Consider the following 16,557-nt stretch of genomic DNA (forward strand, 5'->3'; position numbering starts at 1 on the left):
CAACCTGGCGTCGAACGGCATCTGCCGCACGGTCGGCTTCACCTTCGTCGGAGAGCGGAGCCTGGAGTTCGCCGGTCGCGTTCTGGAGACCCGTCACTGGGTGATCGACCCGAGCACCACGGTGCCCTCGAAACCGTTGGACCGCTGATCAGGCGACCTGCCAGGCTTCGTTCGTGGAGATTCTCGATGTGCTGGCCGGCATGGCGAAGACGGCCCGGCTGGGTCCGGTGTTCGCCGGGGCCGACTGGAACGATGTGACCGGGGCGCTCGGCGAGCCGTGGGACATCGGGACGATGAGCCGGAAGAGGAAGTGGCCGCGGCTCTTCGCCTACGGGGACCTTGAGCTGAGCGTCTGCCACTGCCGCAGGGTCTCCCTCATCTGTGTGCAGACCTGGCGTGACGTCGTGGAGCTCCCTGCGTCGGTTGCCGGTGGGACGGGCGTCTTTCCGGCGGGGCTGACGTACGCGGACGTCGTTTCCGGGCTGGACGCGGCCGGCTGTGCCTGGGAGCCGTACGACGCGCTGACCTTCGGCGGCCAGTGCTCGCTCACGGCGACCGGGTCGGGAGCGAACTTCGTCTTCGAGATCCCCGAGGGCGGGGAACCCGTGCTGAACGTCATGGGGCTGCCCGACGACGGACACGCCTGCGTGGGGCGGAGCACCGGCAGCGCCACCGCCGACGTCTCGGCGGGCGCACCGGACCGGGGGCGCGCGGAGTGAGCAGTTTTCTGACCCATCGGGGGCGCGTGCACGACGTCCGGTTGCCGCTCCATCGGCGGCACAGCGCGCTGCGCACGTGCCTCACCGTTTTTGCTCCTTACGGCTTGCGGGCGACCTATCACCACCTCACGCTCAGCGCCGCGATCCCCCGACGGCTGGAGGCGGACCCGGGCGCGCTGGGGCGGGCGGTGGAGGAGTTGCACGAGGCGCGGGTGCTGTGGCTGGTCCGGGCGGAGGCGTATGACGCGCAGCGTCGGGCGGAGAAGCGGGCCGGGCGGCGGGCCGTGCCGAGCCCTCGGCCGTGGTGGCTGCGGAGCTGGTGGGACGGGCCGGAGCGGGCGTGGTTCGACGACCCGTTCCGCCATCCTTCGCTGCGCCTGCCGGAGTACGTCCGGCGGCAGAACTCGTTGTTGGACGGTGCCGATCCGGCCGGCTGTCCGGCGTGCGGGGACGAGGGGCCGCGCGTGCTGAGCTCGACCGGGCACGGCTGGGTCGAGTGGTGCCGTGGCTGCGCGTGGGTGCTGACGCCGTGCCCGTGCGGCCGGCGGCACCCGGTCGTACCGGAGACCCCGTTCCGCTGGAACAGCATCTGGCGGCGGGCGCACATGAGCGATGACGGCATGCCGAATCCGCACTGGCCTGCCGGCCGGACAGACAGTCGGATGCGGCACGGCGAACGCTCGGGGAACGGAGACGCGGCGCACCGCGCGTGACCGGCCCCCGGCCGCGCGTGACCGGCCCCCGGCCGTGCGGGCCCGGCGTACCACCACGGTTCCGGGGACGGGCGAACGGACGGCTGGTGTCCTTACGCCGGAAGGCGTCTCGGTCCCGTGCGGGTGTCCGGTGCTGACTGCTCCGGTGGGTGCGGGGAGCCGGTGAGGACGAGGCCCGTCTCGTAGGCGAGGATGACCAGTTGGGCGCGGTCGCGGACGCCGAGTTTGGCGATGGCGCGGGTGACGTGGGTCTTGGCGGTGAGCGGGCTGATGACGAGCTGTGAGGCGATCTGGTCGTTGGACAGGCCGGTGGCGATGAGGCGGGTGACCTCGCGTTCCCGCGCGGTGAGGACGGCGAGTTGTCCGGCGGTGTCGGTGGGGGTGGTGGGGCGGTGCGCGAACTGTTCGATCACGCGTCGGGTCGCGCCCGGTGAGAGGAGGGCGTCGCCGGCCGCCACCGCGCGGACGGCCTGGCGCAGGTCGTCCGGTTCGGTCTCCTTGGTGAGGAAGCCGCTCGCGCCCGCGCGCAGGGCCGCGAAGACGTAGTCGTCGGTCTCGAAGGTGGTGAGGACGATGACGCGGCAGTCCGCCAGTTCGGGGTCGCCGACGATCGTCCGGGTGGCGGTGAGACCGTCCGTTCCGGGCATGCGGATGTCCATGAGGACGACGTCGGGGCGGAGGGCGCGGGCCGCGCGGACCGCCTCGTCACCGGTGCCCGCCTCGCCGACGACCCGGATGTCCTCGGCGCGGGCGAGGAGGCTGCCGAATCCCGCGCGTACCAGGGCCTGGTCGTCGGCGAGGAGCACCTTGATCGTCATGGGCGGAAGCCTGGCACAGGGATGGCGGCGCGCACGAGCCACCCGTCGCCCTTTGTGCGCGGTCCGGCGGAGAAGTCCCCGCCGAGCGCGCGGACCCGTTCGTCCATTCCTCGGATCCCGTGCCCGGCCGGTGCGGCTGGGTGCACGGGGGTGCGGCCGTCGTCGGTGACCTGTATCTCCACCCTGCCGTCGCCGCACCGGATGGCGACCTCGGCGCGTGAGGCCTCCGCGTGGCGGGCGGTATTGGTGAGGGCTTCCTGGGCGATGCGGTGGACGGCTAGGGAGACCGGTGCGGGGACGGTGGCGAGGTCGCCCGTCGTGTCCAGGCGGATGTCCAGGTCCGTCGAGCGCATGCGGTCGACGAGCGCGGTGATCTCGGCGACGCCGGCCGTGGGTTCCGCCGGGCGGCCCTCTCCCGGCGCGCGCAGCACATGGACGAGGGCGCGGAGGTCCCGGAGGGCCTCGGTGCGGACCTGTTGCGCGGTGGAGAGGGCGTCGCGTGCCTCGTCCGGGGAGTCGTCCAGGGCCTCGGCCGCGACCCTGAGCTGGAGCCCGACGACGGTGAGGGTGTGTCCGACGACGTCGTGGAGTTCCCGGGCGATGTCCAGGCGGGCCTCCGCGATCCGCCGGCCGGCCTCCAGGTCCCGTTCCCGAGCGGCCCGCAGCAGGCGCTCGTCGAGTTCGGCGCACCAGCGGAGGCGGTTGCGGTGGGCGGCGGCGGCGGCGAGAAGCACCGCGAGCCAGAGAGCCTCGGGGCCCAGGGAGTCGAGGGCCTCGCGCGCGGTGGCGCCGCCGGCGCTCGTCTCCCAGGCTGCGGCGAAGGCCAGTTCGGCCAGGCCCACGCCGGCCGCCCAGGGCAGGCCGGGCCGGCCGGGCCGGTCGTCGGCGGCCAGGGTGGCGTACGCGGCGGAGGCCGGCCACACCCAGCCGGCATCGGTGAGGCCGCTGGTGCGGAACACCACGACGGCCTGGACGCCGAGCAGCAGCACGACGAGCGGACGGCGTCGGCGTACCAGGAGCAGAGCGCCCAGCCAGAGGGCGAGCGGCAGGGTTCCCGCGGCGTCCGTTCGGCCGCCGAGCCGGACGGTGACGGCCAGGACGGCGACGGCGGTCCCGGCGGCGAGGAGCCCGTCGACGAGCCGGGCCGTGCGGGGGGTGGCGGGAGTGCGGCCGGCTGGTCGGTCCATGCGCCGATCATGCACGACGGTCCCTCCCCCACTCGGGGCGGGCGCCCGCCACCGTCAGTGCGAGCGCCACCCATCCGAAGTCCACGACGAGGACGAGGCGTTCGGCGAGACCGACGAGCGTGGGGGCGCCGCCCAGTCCGAGCGACGGGCCGCCGTCCATCACGTCGACGAGGAAGACCGCGAGCGCCACCGTGGCAGCGGCCGAAGCGACGGTCAGCGTGTTCAGGGCCGTGCGCAGCCCGGGGCGCCGGGCCATGAGGGTCCGGCGGAGCAGCACGGCGGCGGCCGGCAGGGCCGCGAAGGCGAGGAAGGCGGCGTTTCCGTGGACGAGTTCGGAGAGGGAGGGCCGGCTCCATCTGCCGGGCGGGTCCGCCGGGAAGACGGCCGCGACCAGGATGCCCGCCGTCCACACCGCGAGCGCGGCCCGGCCCGCACGCCCGGTTCCGCCTCCCAGCCGTGCCACGAGGACGGCGGAGGCGGCTCCGACGGCCAGCAGCGCCGCCGGGACGAGCCAGCCCGCCGTGCCGTGCACGTACCGGCTGAGCGTCTCGCTCACCAGGTCGTACTCCGGGTTGAGTGTCTCCACCATGGCCATGGCCAGGGCCCCGATGCCGATCAGGGCGAGCGGAGCCCGTGCCCCCGCGGCCGGAGCCGTGTGCGTCGCCGTCATGCGTCCTCCTGGGTGTCGTTCCGGTGATCCAGAACCTACGGAGGGGGCGGGGGCGGCCGCGTCGTCCCGATGCTGACACCGTGCTGTACACCGGTCGGTGCTGTTGTCCGGTCGGGCTGCACCGTTCGGTGTACGTACGGGGGCGGCGCGGCGGCCGGCACGGTGCTGCGGCTTCCCGCGCGACGATCACCTCGTGCGGCAGCGGAGCGGGATCCGCCGGACGCACGGCCCTAGACGGGGAACAGGGGAAACGCGAAGAGCCACGTACCGAGGTGGTAGAAGGCCCAGAGGCCGTTGACGGTGACGCAGGCGAGCGCCAGGGGGCGGTGGGGGTCGGGGGGTGTTGTGCGGGTGCGGCGTATGGCGGTCAGAAGGCCGAGCAGGATGGGGGCGTACATCACCGCGTAGGCCAGGGCGCCGCCGAGGCCGACGGTGCCGCTGGTGCCGCTTCTGTAGAGCGGGGTGAGCAGGTGGGAGAAGGTGAGCCATCCGGCGAGATGGCCGACGGGGGCGGCGGCGAGGGAGGCTCGGAGGGGCCAGTCCGGCGGGGGCGCGCTGCCCGGGGCCGATGCGGTGGGGGGAAAGGGCGGAGGAGCGGGGACGTGGGGGCGGGACGCGATGGCGGGGCCGAGGGGGCGGGGCGCTGTGGCGGGTCGGAGGGGGACGGTGGTCCGCGCGGCGGCGAGGACGAGGGAGCGCATCTGACGGGCGGTGGCGGGTCTTCTCGCGGGGTCCTTCTCCAGGGCGCGGGAGACGAGGTCCTGGACCGGCCCGGGGACCGTGATTCCCAGGTCGGACAGGAGCGGGGGCGGGGTGTGGACGTGGTGGTACAGCAGGGCCGCTTCGGCCCCGGCGTCGAAGGGGCGCCGTCCGCTGAGGAGTTCGAAGAGGAGGATCCCGGTCGAGTAGAGGTCGCTGCGGTGGTCGAGTTCTCTTCCCTGGGCCTGCTCGGGCGACATGTAGGGGGCGGTGCCCATGACGGTTCCGGTGCGGGTGACCGGGGCGGTGTCCGCGGCGGCGCTCCGGGCGATGCCGAAGTCCAGGACCTTCACCGTGCCGTCCCGGGCCACCATGACGTTGGCCGGTTTGATGTCCCGGTGGACGAGTCCGGCGTCGTGGCTGGCGGCCAGGCCGTCCAGGATGTCCGCGGCGATCCGTAACGCCTCGGGCACGGCCGTCGGACCGGTGGACACGACCTCGCTCAGCGGGCGGCCGTGGACGAACTCCATGACCAGGTACGGGGTGGGGTCGCCGCCGTGTACGGGTTCCTCGCCGATGTCGTGGATCGCGATCACATTGCGGTGGTTGAGCGCGGCGACGGCGCGTGCCTCGCGGCGGAACCTCCTGCGGAAGTCCTCGCCCGTGGCCGTGCGGTCCATGAGCTTCACCGCGACCTCGCGCCCCAGGGCGGTGTCCGTGGCCTGGTAGACCGCGGCCATCCCGCCCCGGCCGACGGACCGGACCAGGCGGTAGCGGCCCCGACCGACCGATTCCACTGTCTCGTCCACGCGTCCTCCGATCGGCTGCGGTGTGCGGCCATGACGATGGCAGGACACGGCCGACGCGAACAAGGTGCCGCCGGCGGAAGTCGGCAGGATGCGGACCGGTCGTGCGGGGCGTTTGCCCGGTGGGCGTTTCGTGGGGACGATGGGCGGCATGACGTATTGAAGAGCGCACGGCGGGCGGGACCGCTGGCTCAAGACCGGACACTGGGAGGCGATTCCGGGCGGCGGGTGGGTCTGTGCGGAGTGCGGGGCGGGGGTCCGCTCGTATCAGTACCGGCTGTATCCGCCGGGGTCGGCCCTGTTCGAGCGGTGCGTGGGGTTCGTGTGGTGCTCCGGGTGCCGGGTCTACTCCGGATCGATGGTGCGGGTGCCGGGGGAACGGGTCCTGGTGGACGCGTTGGCGTCGCTGGCGCCCGAGCGGCGGGAGCGGCTGGAGCGCAGTGAGTACCGGCTGATCGCCTATCTGGACGGGTGGGTCTCCCCCTGAGCCGGGCCCGGGGGGAGACCTCGCCGGCGGCGCGGGCCGTGGGTCAGGGGGCCAGGGTGCGGGCGGTGAAGGCGTCCACGCCGTCGACGACGGCTTCGCAGCGGGGGGAGCGGAAGAGGTCGAAGTTGTGCTGGGCGCCGGGGAGTTCGGCGTAGACGACGGGGTTGCGGGAGGTGCGGCGCAGCTCGGCGGCGAAGTGCCGGGCGCCTTCCACGGTGCCCAGGGCGTCGTTGGTGCCGTGGGCGATGAAGAAGGGGGGTGCGTCGGGGTTGATGTAGCCCTGGGGCTGCATGGGTGGGGCGGGTTCGTCGGGCGGGGTGCCGAAGTAGTGGCCGTAGAAGCCGTAGAAGCAGATGGCCCCGGTGACGGTGGTGTCGGACGATTCGAAGCCGGGCTGGAACCTCGGGTCGTTCGGGGTGAGGGCGCAGAGGCCGGCCATGTTGGCTCCGGCGGAGCTGCCCGCGACGAAGAGCCGGGCCGGGTCGGCGCCGTACTGCGAGCCCTGTTCGCGCATCCAGGCGATGACCTTCTTGGCGTCGATCTGGTGGCCGGGGAACGTCGTCTCGGGGCGCAGGCGGTAGTTGGCGCTGACGCAGACCCAGCCCTGGGAGGCGAGGCGCTGGAGCAGGGGGCGTGCCTCGCGGCTCTTGGCTCCGCGGGAGTACTGGCCGCCGTGGAAGTAGACCAGGACCGGGGCGTTCTGCGGGGTGTCGCGGCGGTGGTAGAGGTCCAGGAGGTTGCGGCGGCCGGCGTCGCCGTAGCTGAGGTTGCGGACGACGCGTACGTCGCGCTGCGCCATGTACGCCGGGAGCAGCAGGATGCGGGTCCAGGGGCGGTGGCGGCGCAGGGGGGTGTTGACGTGGTCGCGCCAGTCGGCGCCCAGGCCCTCGTCGAGGGCCTGGGTGACGGGGCGGTCCGAGCGGGTCCCCAGCCAGAAGGAGTACGCGAGGGCGAGGGCGGTGAGGGCGGCGACGGCGACGGTCACCCGGGCGCCGGTGGATCCCAGGTCTCCCTGGCCCGCGGCCAGGGCCGTGGACGCCGCCAGGAAGTAGATGCCGAAGTGGGGCACCTCGTTGATGATCATGCCGAACAAGAAGCTCATTCCCGCGAGTCGGCGGGGCCGGCGCGGTGCGACGACGGCGAAGAACGCGCACCACGCGATGAGCACAGTCGTCGCTAAGTATCCCAGAGGCATGGTGATCACCGTACCCGCGTCAACTCTGGGAAACTCCCTGGCCCTTCCTCCCTTAGCGTGGCCCGGTCATGGAGGTGACAACACATGGCTCTGGCGTCCATCTTTGGTACGAATCTGTTCCGGTACGAGCCGGGCGGGGTGATTGATTTCTACGACCAGTACGCGGCGGTGCGCGAGTCGTTCGCGCAGGCCTCGGCGTGGACCGGGCTCGACGTCGAGGCCCTGGTGCGGCAGAACGGGGACTACGACGACGAGGTCCGGCGGCGGGCGGTGTCGATCGGGCTGGCGGCCGCGCAGCTGGGCATCCAGGACGTGCTCGCCGAGAAGGGGCTGCGCCCGCACATGGCCGGCGGGATGAGCCTGGGCGGCATGGTGAGTGCGTGCGTGACGGGGGCGTGCGAGCGGCAGGAGCTGATGGGGCTGCTGATCCGCGGCGAGCTGCGTCCGCCGCAGGAGGAGCCCGCGGCCGGGGAGACGGTGCGGGCGGAAGGCATCGCCTCGGCGTATCTCGGCGCGGACGACGACCCGGAGGAGGTGTGCGCGCGGCACGAGGGCGTCTTCGTGGCCTGCGACTTCGGATGGGACGCGGAGCGCAGACTGCGGATCGTGATGCTGAGCGGATACCGGGACGCGCTGGAGAAGCTGAGCGCGGACTCGGGCGGGATGATCACGGTCACCGAGGGCGCGGACGTGGCGGAGCACTGTCCGTTGCGTGCCCCGGCCCAGGCGGTGACCCGGGACTACATCGCGACGATGCCGTTCACCGATCCCGTCCTGCCGCTGTGCTCGGCTCTGGAGCAGCGCACGCTGACCGGGGCCGGTGAGGTGCGGGACATGTTCACGGACAATGTCGTCGCGCCGATCAGCGTGGTGCACCTGGTGCGGGAGATGGAGCACCATGGGGCGCGGCTGGGGCTGGTCGTGGGGCCGTCGCCGATTCTGAGCGCGCTGCACTACCCGTTCCCGGTGGTCTTCGTGGACACCCCGGAGGCGGTGCCGAAGGCCGTCGCGGCGGTGTTCGAGCACGGGGTGCCGCTGCGGCGCTGAGAACCGGGGGCGGGGCGTACGGGCGCGGTGGCGGTCAGTCGGCCACCGCGCCCAGCCATTCCCGCACGGCCTGGGCGGTGGTCGCGGCGTGCTTCTCCATCAGGGTGAAGTGGTTGCCGGGGACGTCGAGGGTGGTGTGCGCGGTCTTCCACTCGGTGCGCCAGTCGCCGGCGGCGAGTGCGGGCGCGAGGGGTTCGGTGGCGCGTACGAGCAGGACGGGGGTCTCCAGCGGTTCGGGGTCCGCCTGGGCGAAGAGGTCGCCGTACCAGCTCATGGCGGTGAGCCGGGTGAAGTCCAGCCGGGCGAAGGGGCTCTGGCGGGCGTGGAGTCCTTCGACGAGTGCCTCGCGGAACGCGGGCGCGGTGGGTGAGGACTCCAGGGCGGCCGGGGGGTAGGTGTCGAGGAGGACGACGGCGGCCGGGGGTGTGCCGGCGGCTTCGAGGAGTCCGGCGGCGGTGTGGGCGATGACGCCGCCGGAGGAGGAGCCGACGAGGACGAACGGGGCTCCGCCGGCGCAGCGCAGGGCCTGTTCGGCCTGGGCCTCGGCGAGTTCGCGCCGGGTGGGCGGGAGCGGTGCGTCCGGCTCGAATCCGGGGTTGGGCAGGGCCCATACGGGGTGGTGGCCGCGCAGGGGCGCGGCGAAGCGGGTGTATTCGTGGGGGCCGCCGAGGGCCACGTGCGAGCTGACGCAGATCAGTGCGGGTGCGGTGCCGCTGGTGGCGAGCGCGACGGGTGCGACGGGGGCGGTGCCGCGGGGGCGGAGGCGGGCCGCGCTGCGCAGCAGGGCGAAGCCCTCGTCGGTGCGGCCGTCCGCGCAGGCCCGGCGGAAGAGGTCGGCGACGGGGTCGGGGCGGGCGTCCGGGTCCTCGGGGGCGGTCGCGTCCGGGGCGGTTCCGTCGGCGGTGTCGTCGAGGCGTTCGGCGAGGTGGCCGGCGAGCGCGTCGGCGGTGGGGTGCTCGAAGACGAGGGCGGTGGGCAGGCGCAGGGCGGTGGCCCCGGCGAGCCGGTTGCGCAGTTCCACGGCGGTCAGGGAGTCGAATCCGGCTTCGGTCAGGGTCTGGGTGGGGGTGACGGATTCGGGCCCGGGGAAGCCGAGGACGGCGGCGACCTCCTGGCGGACCAGGTCGACGAGGGCGCGGTGGCGTTCGTCCGGGGTGAGGCCGGCGAGGCGGTTGCGCAAGGTCGCCCCGTCGGTGGCGGGGGTGGTGGTGCGGCGGGCCGGGCCGCGTACCAGTCCGCGCAGCAGGGGCGTACGGGTGGAGCGCAGCCGGGTGGTGTCGAAGCGGGCGGCGATCAGCAGGCCGTCGTCGTGGGTGCCGGACAGGGCGAGCGCGGCGTCGAACAGGGCGGCGCCCTGTTCGGGGGTGAGCGGGCGTCCGGCGCCGGAGGCGAGCCGGGCGCGGTCGGCGGCGGCCAGATCGGCGGCGAGTCCCGGTCCGTCGTCGGGCTGTTCCCACAGGCCCCAGGCGATCGAGAGTCCGGGCAGGCCCTGGGCGCGGCGCTGCCGCATGATGGCGTCGAGGAAGGCGTTGGCGGCGGCGTAGTTGGCCTGGCCGGCTCCGCCGAGGACGCCCGCGAGGGAGGAGAAGGTGAGGAAGGGGGTCGCCTCGTCGCCCCGGGCGCGCAGGAGTTCGGTGAGGTGGACCAGGGCGTCGGCCTTGGGCCGCAGTGCCGCGGTCAGCTGCTCGGGGGTGAGCGAGGTGATCACGCCGTCGTCGAGGACGCCTGCGGCGTGGATCACGGCGGCGAGGGGCCGGTCGATGCGGTCCAGGAGCGCGGCGAGGGCGGCGCGGTCGGAGACGTCGCAGGCGACGGCCGTCACCTCGGCGCCGTGGGGCGCGAGTTCGTCCGGCAGTCCGCCCGCCGCTCCCCCGCGGGCGGCCAGGACGATGTGCCGGACGCCGTGCGCGTGGACGAGGTGGCGGGTGATGACCTGGCCGATCATGCCGGTGCCGCCGGTGATCAGGACGGTGCCCTCGGGGTCGAGTACGAGTGGCTGCGCGGTGGGGGCACCTGGCGCCGCCCGGGTCAGGAGCGGGGTGAGAACGGTGCCGTCGCGCAGGGCGAACTGCTCCTCGGCGGGTCCGGCGGCGGTCATGGCGGCGGCCAGGAGCCGCAGTTCGGCCGTCGTGTCGCCTGCGGGGTCGGTGTCGAGGTCGGCCAGGACGATGCGGCCGGGATGCTCGGACTGGGCGGAGCGGACGAGTCCCCATACGGCGGCGTGCACCGGGTCGGTGACCTCGCCCGCGCCGCTGCCGACGGCCGCGCCCCGGGTGGTGAGGACGAGGCGGGCGGGGGCGAGGGCGTCCTCGGCCAGCCACTGCCGGACGAGACGCAGCGCCCGCGCGGTGGCCTGGTGCACCGCGTCGGCCCCGGCGGTGTGCGGGGCGGGCGGGCACGGCAGGAGTACGTAGTCCGGTACGGGTGCGCCCTCGGCCACGGCGGCGGCGAGGGCGGCCGGGTCGGCGTGGGTGTGCGGGGGCGTAGCGGCCACGGGGGCCGGGTCGGCGTGGGTGGGCCGCGACGTACCGGCCACGGCGGCCGGGTCGGCGTGGGTGGGCCGCGACGCACCGGCCACGGCTGCGGCGAAGGTGGCTGGATCAACGTAGTTACGCCGGGACGCACCGGCCGGATCCGCAGAGGTGCCTTCCGACGTACCGGGGTCCAGCACCGCCCAGTGGGCCGCCCCGGCGGGGGCGGGGGCCGGGAGGGGCAGGGGGTTCCAGGTCACGCGCAGGAGGGCGTCGCGGACGAGGGCGGCGTGGGCGGTGTGCGGTGCGGCGGGGCGGGTTTCGAGCGCGCCGATCGTCACCACGGGGGCGCCGGAGGGGTCGGTGGCGTGGAGGGCGACCTCGCCGCCGGGGCCGTGCCGCAGGGTGACCCGTACGGTGGTGGCGCCGTTGCCGTACAGGCGTACCCCGCTCCAGGCGAACGGCAGGCGCAGCGGTCCGTCGGCCGCGTCCACGACATCGGGGTGGAGGCAGGCGTCGAGCAGGGCCGGGTGGATACCGAATCCGCGGTCGCGGCCCGCCTCCTCGGGCAGGGTGATCTCGGCGAAGGTCTCGGATCCGCGCCGCCAGGCGGCGCGCAGTCCCTGGAAGGCGGGGCCGTAGCCGAGGCCGCCGTCCGCGAGGTGGTCGTACACCCCGTCCAGGTCGACGGGTTCGGCGCCCGGGGGCGGCCAGGCCTCCGGGGTGGTGGCGGGGGCGCCGGCCGGGGCCGTGGTGAGGTGGCCGGTGGCGTGCCGGGTCCAGACGGGGTCGTCGTCGGGGGTGCCGGGGACGGTCTCGCAGGCGTGGACGGTGACGGGGCGGCGGCCGGTGGCGTCGGGTTCGGCGACCCGGACCTGGACGCGGACCTCGGCGGTGCCGGTCTCGGGCAGCACGAGGGGGGTCTCGATGGCGAGGTCGTCGAGGACGTCGGTGCCGGTCTCGGCGCCCGCGCGCAGGGCGAGTTCGACGAAGCCGGTGCCGGGGAAGAGGACGGAGCCGCCCACGACGTGGTCGGCCAGCCAGGGCTGGGTGCGGGGCGAGAGGACTCCGGTGAGGACGGTGGCGTCGCCGTCGGCGAGGCTGAGGACGGCGCCGAGCAGCGGGTGGTCCGCCGGGTGCTGTCCCCAGGCGGCGGGGTCGGCGGTGAGCGGTCCGGCGTCCAACCAGTAGCGCCCGCGCTGGAAGGGGTAGGTGGGCAGGTCGACGGGGCGGGGGCGGTGATCCCGGAACGCGGCGGTCCAGTCGGCGTCCACGCCCCGGACCCAGGCTTCGGCGAGGCTGGTCAGGAAGCGGCCGGGGCCGCCGTCGCGGCGGCGCAGCGAGCCGGTCACCACGGCCGTCCCGGGGGCGAGGTCGGTGACGGCGGCGGTGAGGACCGGGTGCGAGGAGACCTCGACGAACGCGGTGTGCCCCTGTTCGGCGAGGCGCCGGACGGCGTCGGCGAAGCGTACGGGGCTGCGCAGGTTGCGCAGCCAGTAGGAGCCGTCCATGGTCGGCGGGTCGGCCGGTTCGCCGGTGACCGTGGACATCATGGGGACGGTGCCCCGGCGGGGGGTGAGGCCGGCGAGGTCGGTGGTGAGGCGGTCGGCGAGGGCGTCCATGGCCGGGGAGTGCGAGGCGTAGTCGACGGCGATGCGCCGGGCGCGTACGCCCTGTTCGTCGCACCGGGTCACCAGGGCGTCGACGGCGGCCGGGGTGCCGGAGACGACGACCTGGGCGGGGCCGTTGACGGCGGCGACGGACACGCCGTCGGTGAGGAGTTCCTCGACGCGGTCGGCGGGCAGGGTCACCGAGGCCATGGCGCCGGGGCCGGCGAGTTCGGCGATGGCGCGGCTGCGGAGGCAGACGATCCGGGCGGCGTCGCGCAGCGAGAGGACTCCGGCGACGCAGGCGGCGGCGATCTCGCCCTGGGAGTGGCCGACGACGGCGGCCGGTTCCACGCCGAAGGTGCTCCAGAGCCGGGCGAGCGCGACCATGACGGCGAAGGACGCGGGCTGGACGACGTCGACGCGGTCCAGCGGTGGTGCGCCGGGCGTTTCGCGCAGGACGTCGGTGAGCGACCAGTCGACGAACTCCGACAGGGCGCTTTCGCATTCGGCGAGGCGGGCGGCGAACTCCGGTGAGGCGTCGGCCAGTTCGGTGCCCATGCCGGCCCATTGCGCGCCCTGGCCGGGGAAGACGAACACGGGCCGGGTGCTGCCGGCCGGGTCCGCGACGCCCTCCACGAGCTGGTCGGCGCTCTCGCCCGCGGCCAGCCGGCGCAGGGTGGTGGTGTGGTCGCCGAGGACGACGGCGCGGTGGTCGAAGCGGGCCCGGCCGGTGGCCAGCGCGCGGCCCACATCGGCGGGGGCGGCGCCGTCGGCGGCGGGCGCGGCCGCGAGGGCGGCGGCCTGGGTGCGCAGGGCGGGGCCGGTGCGCGCCGACAGGGTCCAGGGGGCGGGGCCGTGGGCGGTGGGCGGCTCGGGTACGGGGTCGTCGGGTGCCTGTTCCAGGATCAGGTGCGCGTTGGTGCCGCTGGCGCCGAATCCGGAGACGCCGGCGCGGCGCGGGCGGTCGCCGGGGACGGTCCAGGGCCGGGCGGCGGTGAGCAGTTCGACCGTGCCGGCGGACCAGTCGACGAGGGGGGACGGTTCGTCGATGTGCAGCGTTCCGGGGAGCGTCCCGTGGTGCAGGGCCATCACCATTTTGATGACGCCGGCGACTCCGGCGGCGGCCTGGGCGTGCCCGATGTTGGATTTGACGGTGCCCAGCCACAGCGGGTGGCCTTCGGGGCGGTCCTGGCCGTACGTGGCGATGAGGGCCTGGGCCTCGATGGGGTCGCCGAGCCGGGTGGCGGTGCCGTGGGCCTCGACGGCGTCGACGTCCTGCGGGGTGAGGGCGGCGTCGGCCAGGGCCTGGCGGATGACGCGCTGCTGGGCGGGGCCGGAGGGGGCGGTCAGTCCGTTGGACGCGCCGTCCTGGTTGACGGCGGAGCCCTTGATGACGGCCCGGACGCGGTGGCCGTGGCGGCGGGCGTCCGAGAGCCGTTCCAGCAGGAGCAGTCCGACGCCTTCGCCGAAGGTCGTGCCGTCGGCGGCGGCGGAGAAGGGGCTGCACCGGCCGCTGACGGACAGGGCCTGCTGGCGGCCGAACTCGATGAACGGCGACGGCGTGGACATCACCGTCACCCCGCCGGCCAGCGCCATCGTGCATTCGCCGTCCCGGAGCGACCGGGTGGCCAGGTGCAGGGCCACGAGCGAGGAGGAGCAGGCGGTGTCCACGGTCATCGCGGGGCCTTCGAGCCCGAGGGTGTACGCGATGCGGCCGGCCGCGACGCTGCCCGCGCTGCCGTTGCCGAGATAGCCCTCAAGGCCCTCGGGGGCCGGGCGGCCGAGCAGCCGCGCCCCGTACTCCCCGGCCATGGCACCGGCGAAGACGCCGGTGCGGGTGCCCTTGAGGGAGGTCGGGGCGATGCCCGCGCGTTCGCAGGCCTCCCAGGCGCATTCCAGCAGCAGCCGCTGCTGGGGGTCCATGGCCAGGGCCTCGCGGGGGCTGATGCCGAAGAAGGCGGGGTCGAAGAGGTCGGCCCCGTCGAGGAATCCCCCGGTGCGGGCGTATCCGGCGTCCGCTTGCTGTCCTCCGGTGCCGGCCGGCGCCCAGCCCCGGTCCTCGGGGTAGGGGCCGACGGCGTCCGTGCCCTCGGTCACCAGCCGCCACAGCTCCTCGGGGGAGGTGACGCCGCCGGGGAAGCGGCAGGCGATGCCGACGATGGCGATGTCGTCCGCGGAGGAGCCGCCGTCCGGTTCCGTGCCGTCGGGCACGTCCGGTACGGGGGCGGTTCCGGCCAGTTCCGCGCCGAGGCGGGCGGCGACGGCCGCCGGGGTCGGGCAGTCGTAGACGAGGGTCGCGGGGAGCCGGAGTCCGGTGGCGGCGGCGAACCGGTCGCGCATGCGCACGGCCATCACCGAGTCGAAGCCCAGTTCGCGGAACGCTGCGTCGGCGAGGACGGCGGCGGGCTGTCCGAGCAGGGCGCCGACCTCGCGTCTGACCAGGTCGAGGAGCAGGTCCTCGCGGATCCCGGCCGGGGCGTCCGCCAGCCGTCTCGCCCAGGCCCCGGCGTCGTCCCCGGTCTCCTCCGGGGCGGGGCCGTCGTCCGGGCGCGAGAGCACCAGCCGTCCCGGGACGCCCGCCAGGGCCGGGCGCATGACCTTGCCCAGGGCGGTGCGCGGGAGCCGGTCCACCTCCCACACCTCGTGGGGGACCTTGTAGTACGACAGCCGGGCGCGGCAGGCGTCGATGAGTCCGGCGGCGTCGAAGCCCTCGGGGCCGGGCACGACGTAGGCGGCCGGGATCTCGCCGAGCAGCGGGTGCGGCCGTCCGGCGACGGCGACCTCCGCGATGCCGGGCAGCGGGGCGATGGCCGCCTCGACCTCGCCGGGGTGGATGTTCTCGCCGCCGCGGATGATGAGTTCCTTGACGCGGCCGGTGATGGTGAGGAAGCCGGCGTCGTCGACGCGGGCCAGGTCGCCGGTGCGGTAGCGGCCGTCGCGGAGGACGGCGGCGGTGGCCTCGGGGTGGTTGTGGTAGCCGAGCATGACGGCGGGGCTCTCGACCCAGACCTCGCCCTCGGCGCCGGGGGGCACGGGCCGGCCGGTGGTGGTGTCGAGCAGGTGGAGGGTGAGTCCGGGGACGGCCGGTCCGCAGGAGCCGGGGACGCGGGGTCCGGTGGGGGCGTTGGAGGCGATGGGGCCGCCGGTCTCGGTGGAACCGTAGCTGTCCAGCAGCCGGATGCCGAAGGTGTCCTCGAAGTCCTGGTGGAGTCCGGCGGGGCAGGCGGCGCCGGCGACCATGGCGACCCGGGGGCCGGGGGTGCCGAGCCCGTCGTCCGCGGCGGCCCGCAGGAGCTGCTGGTAGACGGTGGGGACGGCGCAGAAGAACGTGGTGGCGTCCTCGCGCAGGGCGGCGGCGATGTCGTCGGCGGACAGCCCGTCGACGATGTGGGCGGTGGCGCCGACGGCGACGACGCCGAGCACGCACAGGTTGTGCGCCACGGTGTGCGAGAGGGGCAGCGGCCACAGGACGCGGTCGCTCTCGTCCAGGCCGAGTACGGGGGCGTAGCAGGCGGCCACGCCCCACAGGGCCATCCGGTGGGTGGAGAGCACGCCCTTGGGTTTTCCGGTGGTGCCGGAGGTGTAGAGCATCCAGGCGGTGTCGTCGAGTGCGGCGTCGTCGCGGGCGGGCCGGGGCGGTTCGCTGTCGGCGAGGGTGTCGAACAGCACGGTGCCGGGGGGCGGCGGTCCGTCCCCGGTGACGACGACGCGGAGCCCCGGGTGCCGTCCGGCGAGGCGCTGGACCTGGTCCAGGTGGTGGGGGTCGGTGATGAGGACCACGGCACCGCTGTCGGAGAGCAGGTGTTCCAGTTCCTCGTCGGTGGCGTGCGGGTTGAGCGGGGCGCCGACGCCGGCGGCGCGGGCGATCGCGAGGTAGCTCTCCACGGCTTCGACGCGGTTGCCGAGCAGCAGCGCGGCGGTCTCGCCGCGGCCCAGGCCCAGGTGGGCGAGGTGGCCGGCGAGGCGGCGGGTGCGCAGGTCGAGTGCGTCGTAGCCGACGGACCGCCACGCGTCACGGAACGCGGTCTTCCCGCCGAGGCGTTCGGCGTGGGCCGGCAGCAGTTCGTGAAGGGGCCTGATGAGCTCGGTGCGCAGCATCCGCCGCCCCCGCCTTTCTTTCACTGTTCCATGGGTG

The 16,557-nt window shown here is 74.8% G+C and carries 10 protein-coding genes; 4 read left to right on the top strand and 6 right to left on the bottom strand.

Going from position 1 to position 16,557, the window contains the following annotated elements:
- Positions 1-173 precede the first annotated feature (173 nt).
- Both ACZ4FH_RS35770 and ACZ4FH_RS35775 read left to right on the top strand, forming a co-directional pair.
- A complete protein-coding gene (locus ACZ4FH_RS35770) occupies positions 174-719 on the top strand; it encodes a hypothetical protein (RefSeq protein WP_467310157.1) in 546 nt (181 codons plus the stop codon).
- Positions 716-1,432, top strand: a complete 717-nt coding sequence (locus tag ACZ4FH_RS35775; RefSeq protein ID WP_467310159.1) for a hypothetical protein — start codon at positions 716-718, stop codon at positions 1,430-1,432. The genes ACZ4FH_RS35770 and ACZ4FH_RS35775 overlap by 4 nt, the downstream gene beginning before the upstream one ends.
- Before the next feature lie 92 nt (positions 1,433-1,524).
- Here the strand turns inward: ACZ4FH_RS35775 and ACZ4FH_RS35780 are convergent, their stop codons facing one another.
- From ACZ4FH_RS35780 to ACZ4FH_RS35795, 4 genes are all read right to left on the bottom strand, one after another.
- Complete coding sequence (locus ACZ4FH_RS35780; RefSeq protein WP_467310161.1) at positions 1,525-2,250, bottom strand: response regulator transcription factor; 726 nt, start codon at positions 2,248-2,250, stop codon at positions 1,525-1,527.
- Entirely contained in the window at positions 2,247-3,437 is a 1,191-nt protein-coding gene (locus ACZ4FH_RS35785) for a sensor histidine kinase (RefSeq protein ID WP_467310163.1), read from the bottom strand. Before ACZ4FH_RS35785 ends, ACZ4FH_RS35780 begins: the two co-directional genes overlap by 4 nt.
- A 7-nt stretch (positions 3,438-3,444) precedes the next feature.
- Entirely contained in the window at positions 3,445-4,107 is a 663-nt protein-coding gene (locus tag ACZ4FH_RS35790; RefSeq protein WP_467310165.1) for a DUF998 domain-containing protein, read from the bottom strand.
- Positions 4,108-4,337: 230 nt separating this feature from the next.
- On the bottom strand, positions 4,338-5,615 hold the full coding sequence (locus ACZ4FH_RS35795) for a serine/threonine-protein kinase (protein ID WP_467310167.1): 1,278 nt from the start codon (positions 5,613-5,615) through the stop codon (positions 4,338-4,340).
- A 355-nt stretch (positions 5,616-5,970) separates the two neighbouring features.
- On the opposite strand from ACZ4FH_RS35795, the gene ACZ4FH_RS35800 reads away from it, so the two are divergent.
- Positions 5,971-6,099 (top strand): hypothetical protein, encoded by a 129-nt coding sequence (locus ACZ4FH_RS35800; protein WP_385107215.1) that lies wholly within the window; start codon positions 5,971-5,973, stop codon positions 6,097-6,099.
- A 43-nt stretch (positions 6,100-6,142) separates the two neighbouring features.
- On the opposite strand, the gene ACZ4FH_RS35805 is transcribed toward ACZ4FH_RS35800, so the two are convergent.
- Positions 6,143-7,201, bottom strand: a complete 1,059-nt coding sequence (locus ACZ4FH_RS35805) for an alpha/beta hydrolase (protein WP_467310169.1) — start codon at positions 7,199-7,201, stop codon at positions 6,143-6,145.
- 177 nt (positions 7,202-7,378) lie between these two features.
- On the opposite strand from ACZ4FH_RS35805, the gene ACZ4FH_RS35810 reads away from it, so the two are divergent.
- Positions 7,379-8,341 carry an ACP S-malonyltransferase gene (locus ACZ4FH_RS35810; RefSeq protein WP_467310171.1) on the top strand — a complete coding sequence of 321 codons (963 nt, stop codon included), beginning with the start codon at positions 7,379-7,381 and terminating at the stop codon, positions 8,339-8,341.
- Positions 8,342-8,375: 34 nt separating this feature from the next.
- On the opposite strand, the gene ACZ4FH_RS35815 is transcribed toward ACZ4FH_RS35810, so the two are convergent.
- Positions 8,376-16,520 (bottom strand): type I polyketide synthase, encoded by an 8,145-nt coding sequence (locus ACZ4FH_RS35815; RefSeq protein WP_467310173.1) that lies wholly within the window; start codon positions 16,518-16,520, stop codon positions 8,376-8,378.
- Between the last annotated feature and the right edge of the window lie 37 nt (positions 16,521-16,557).

The sequence above is a fragment of the Streptomyces sp. NPDC024555 genome (assembly GCF_055559335.1).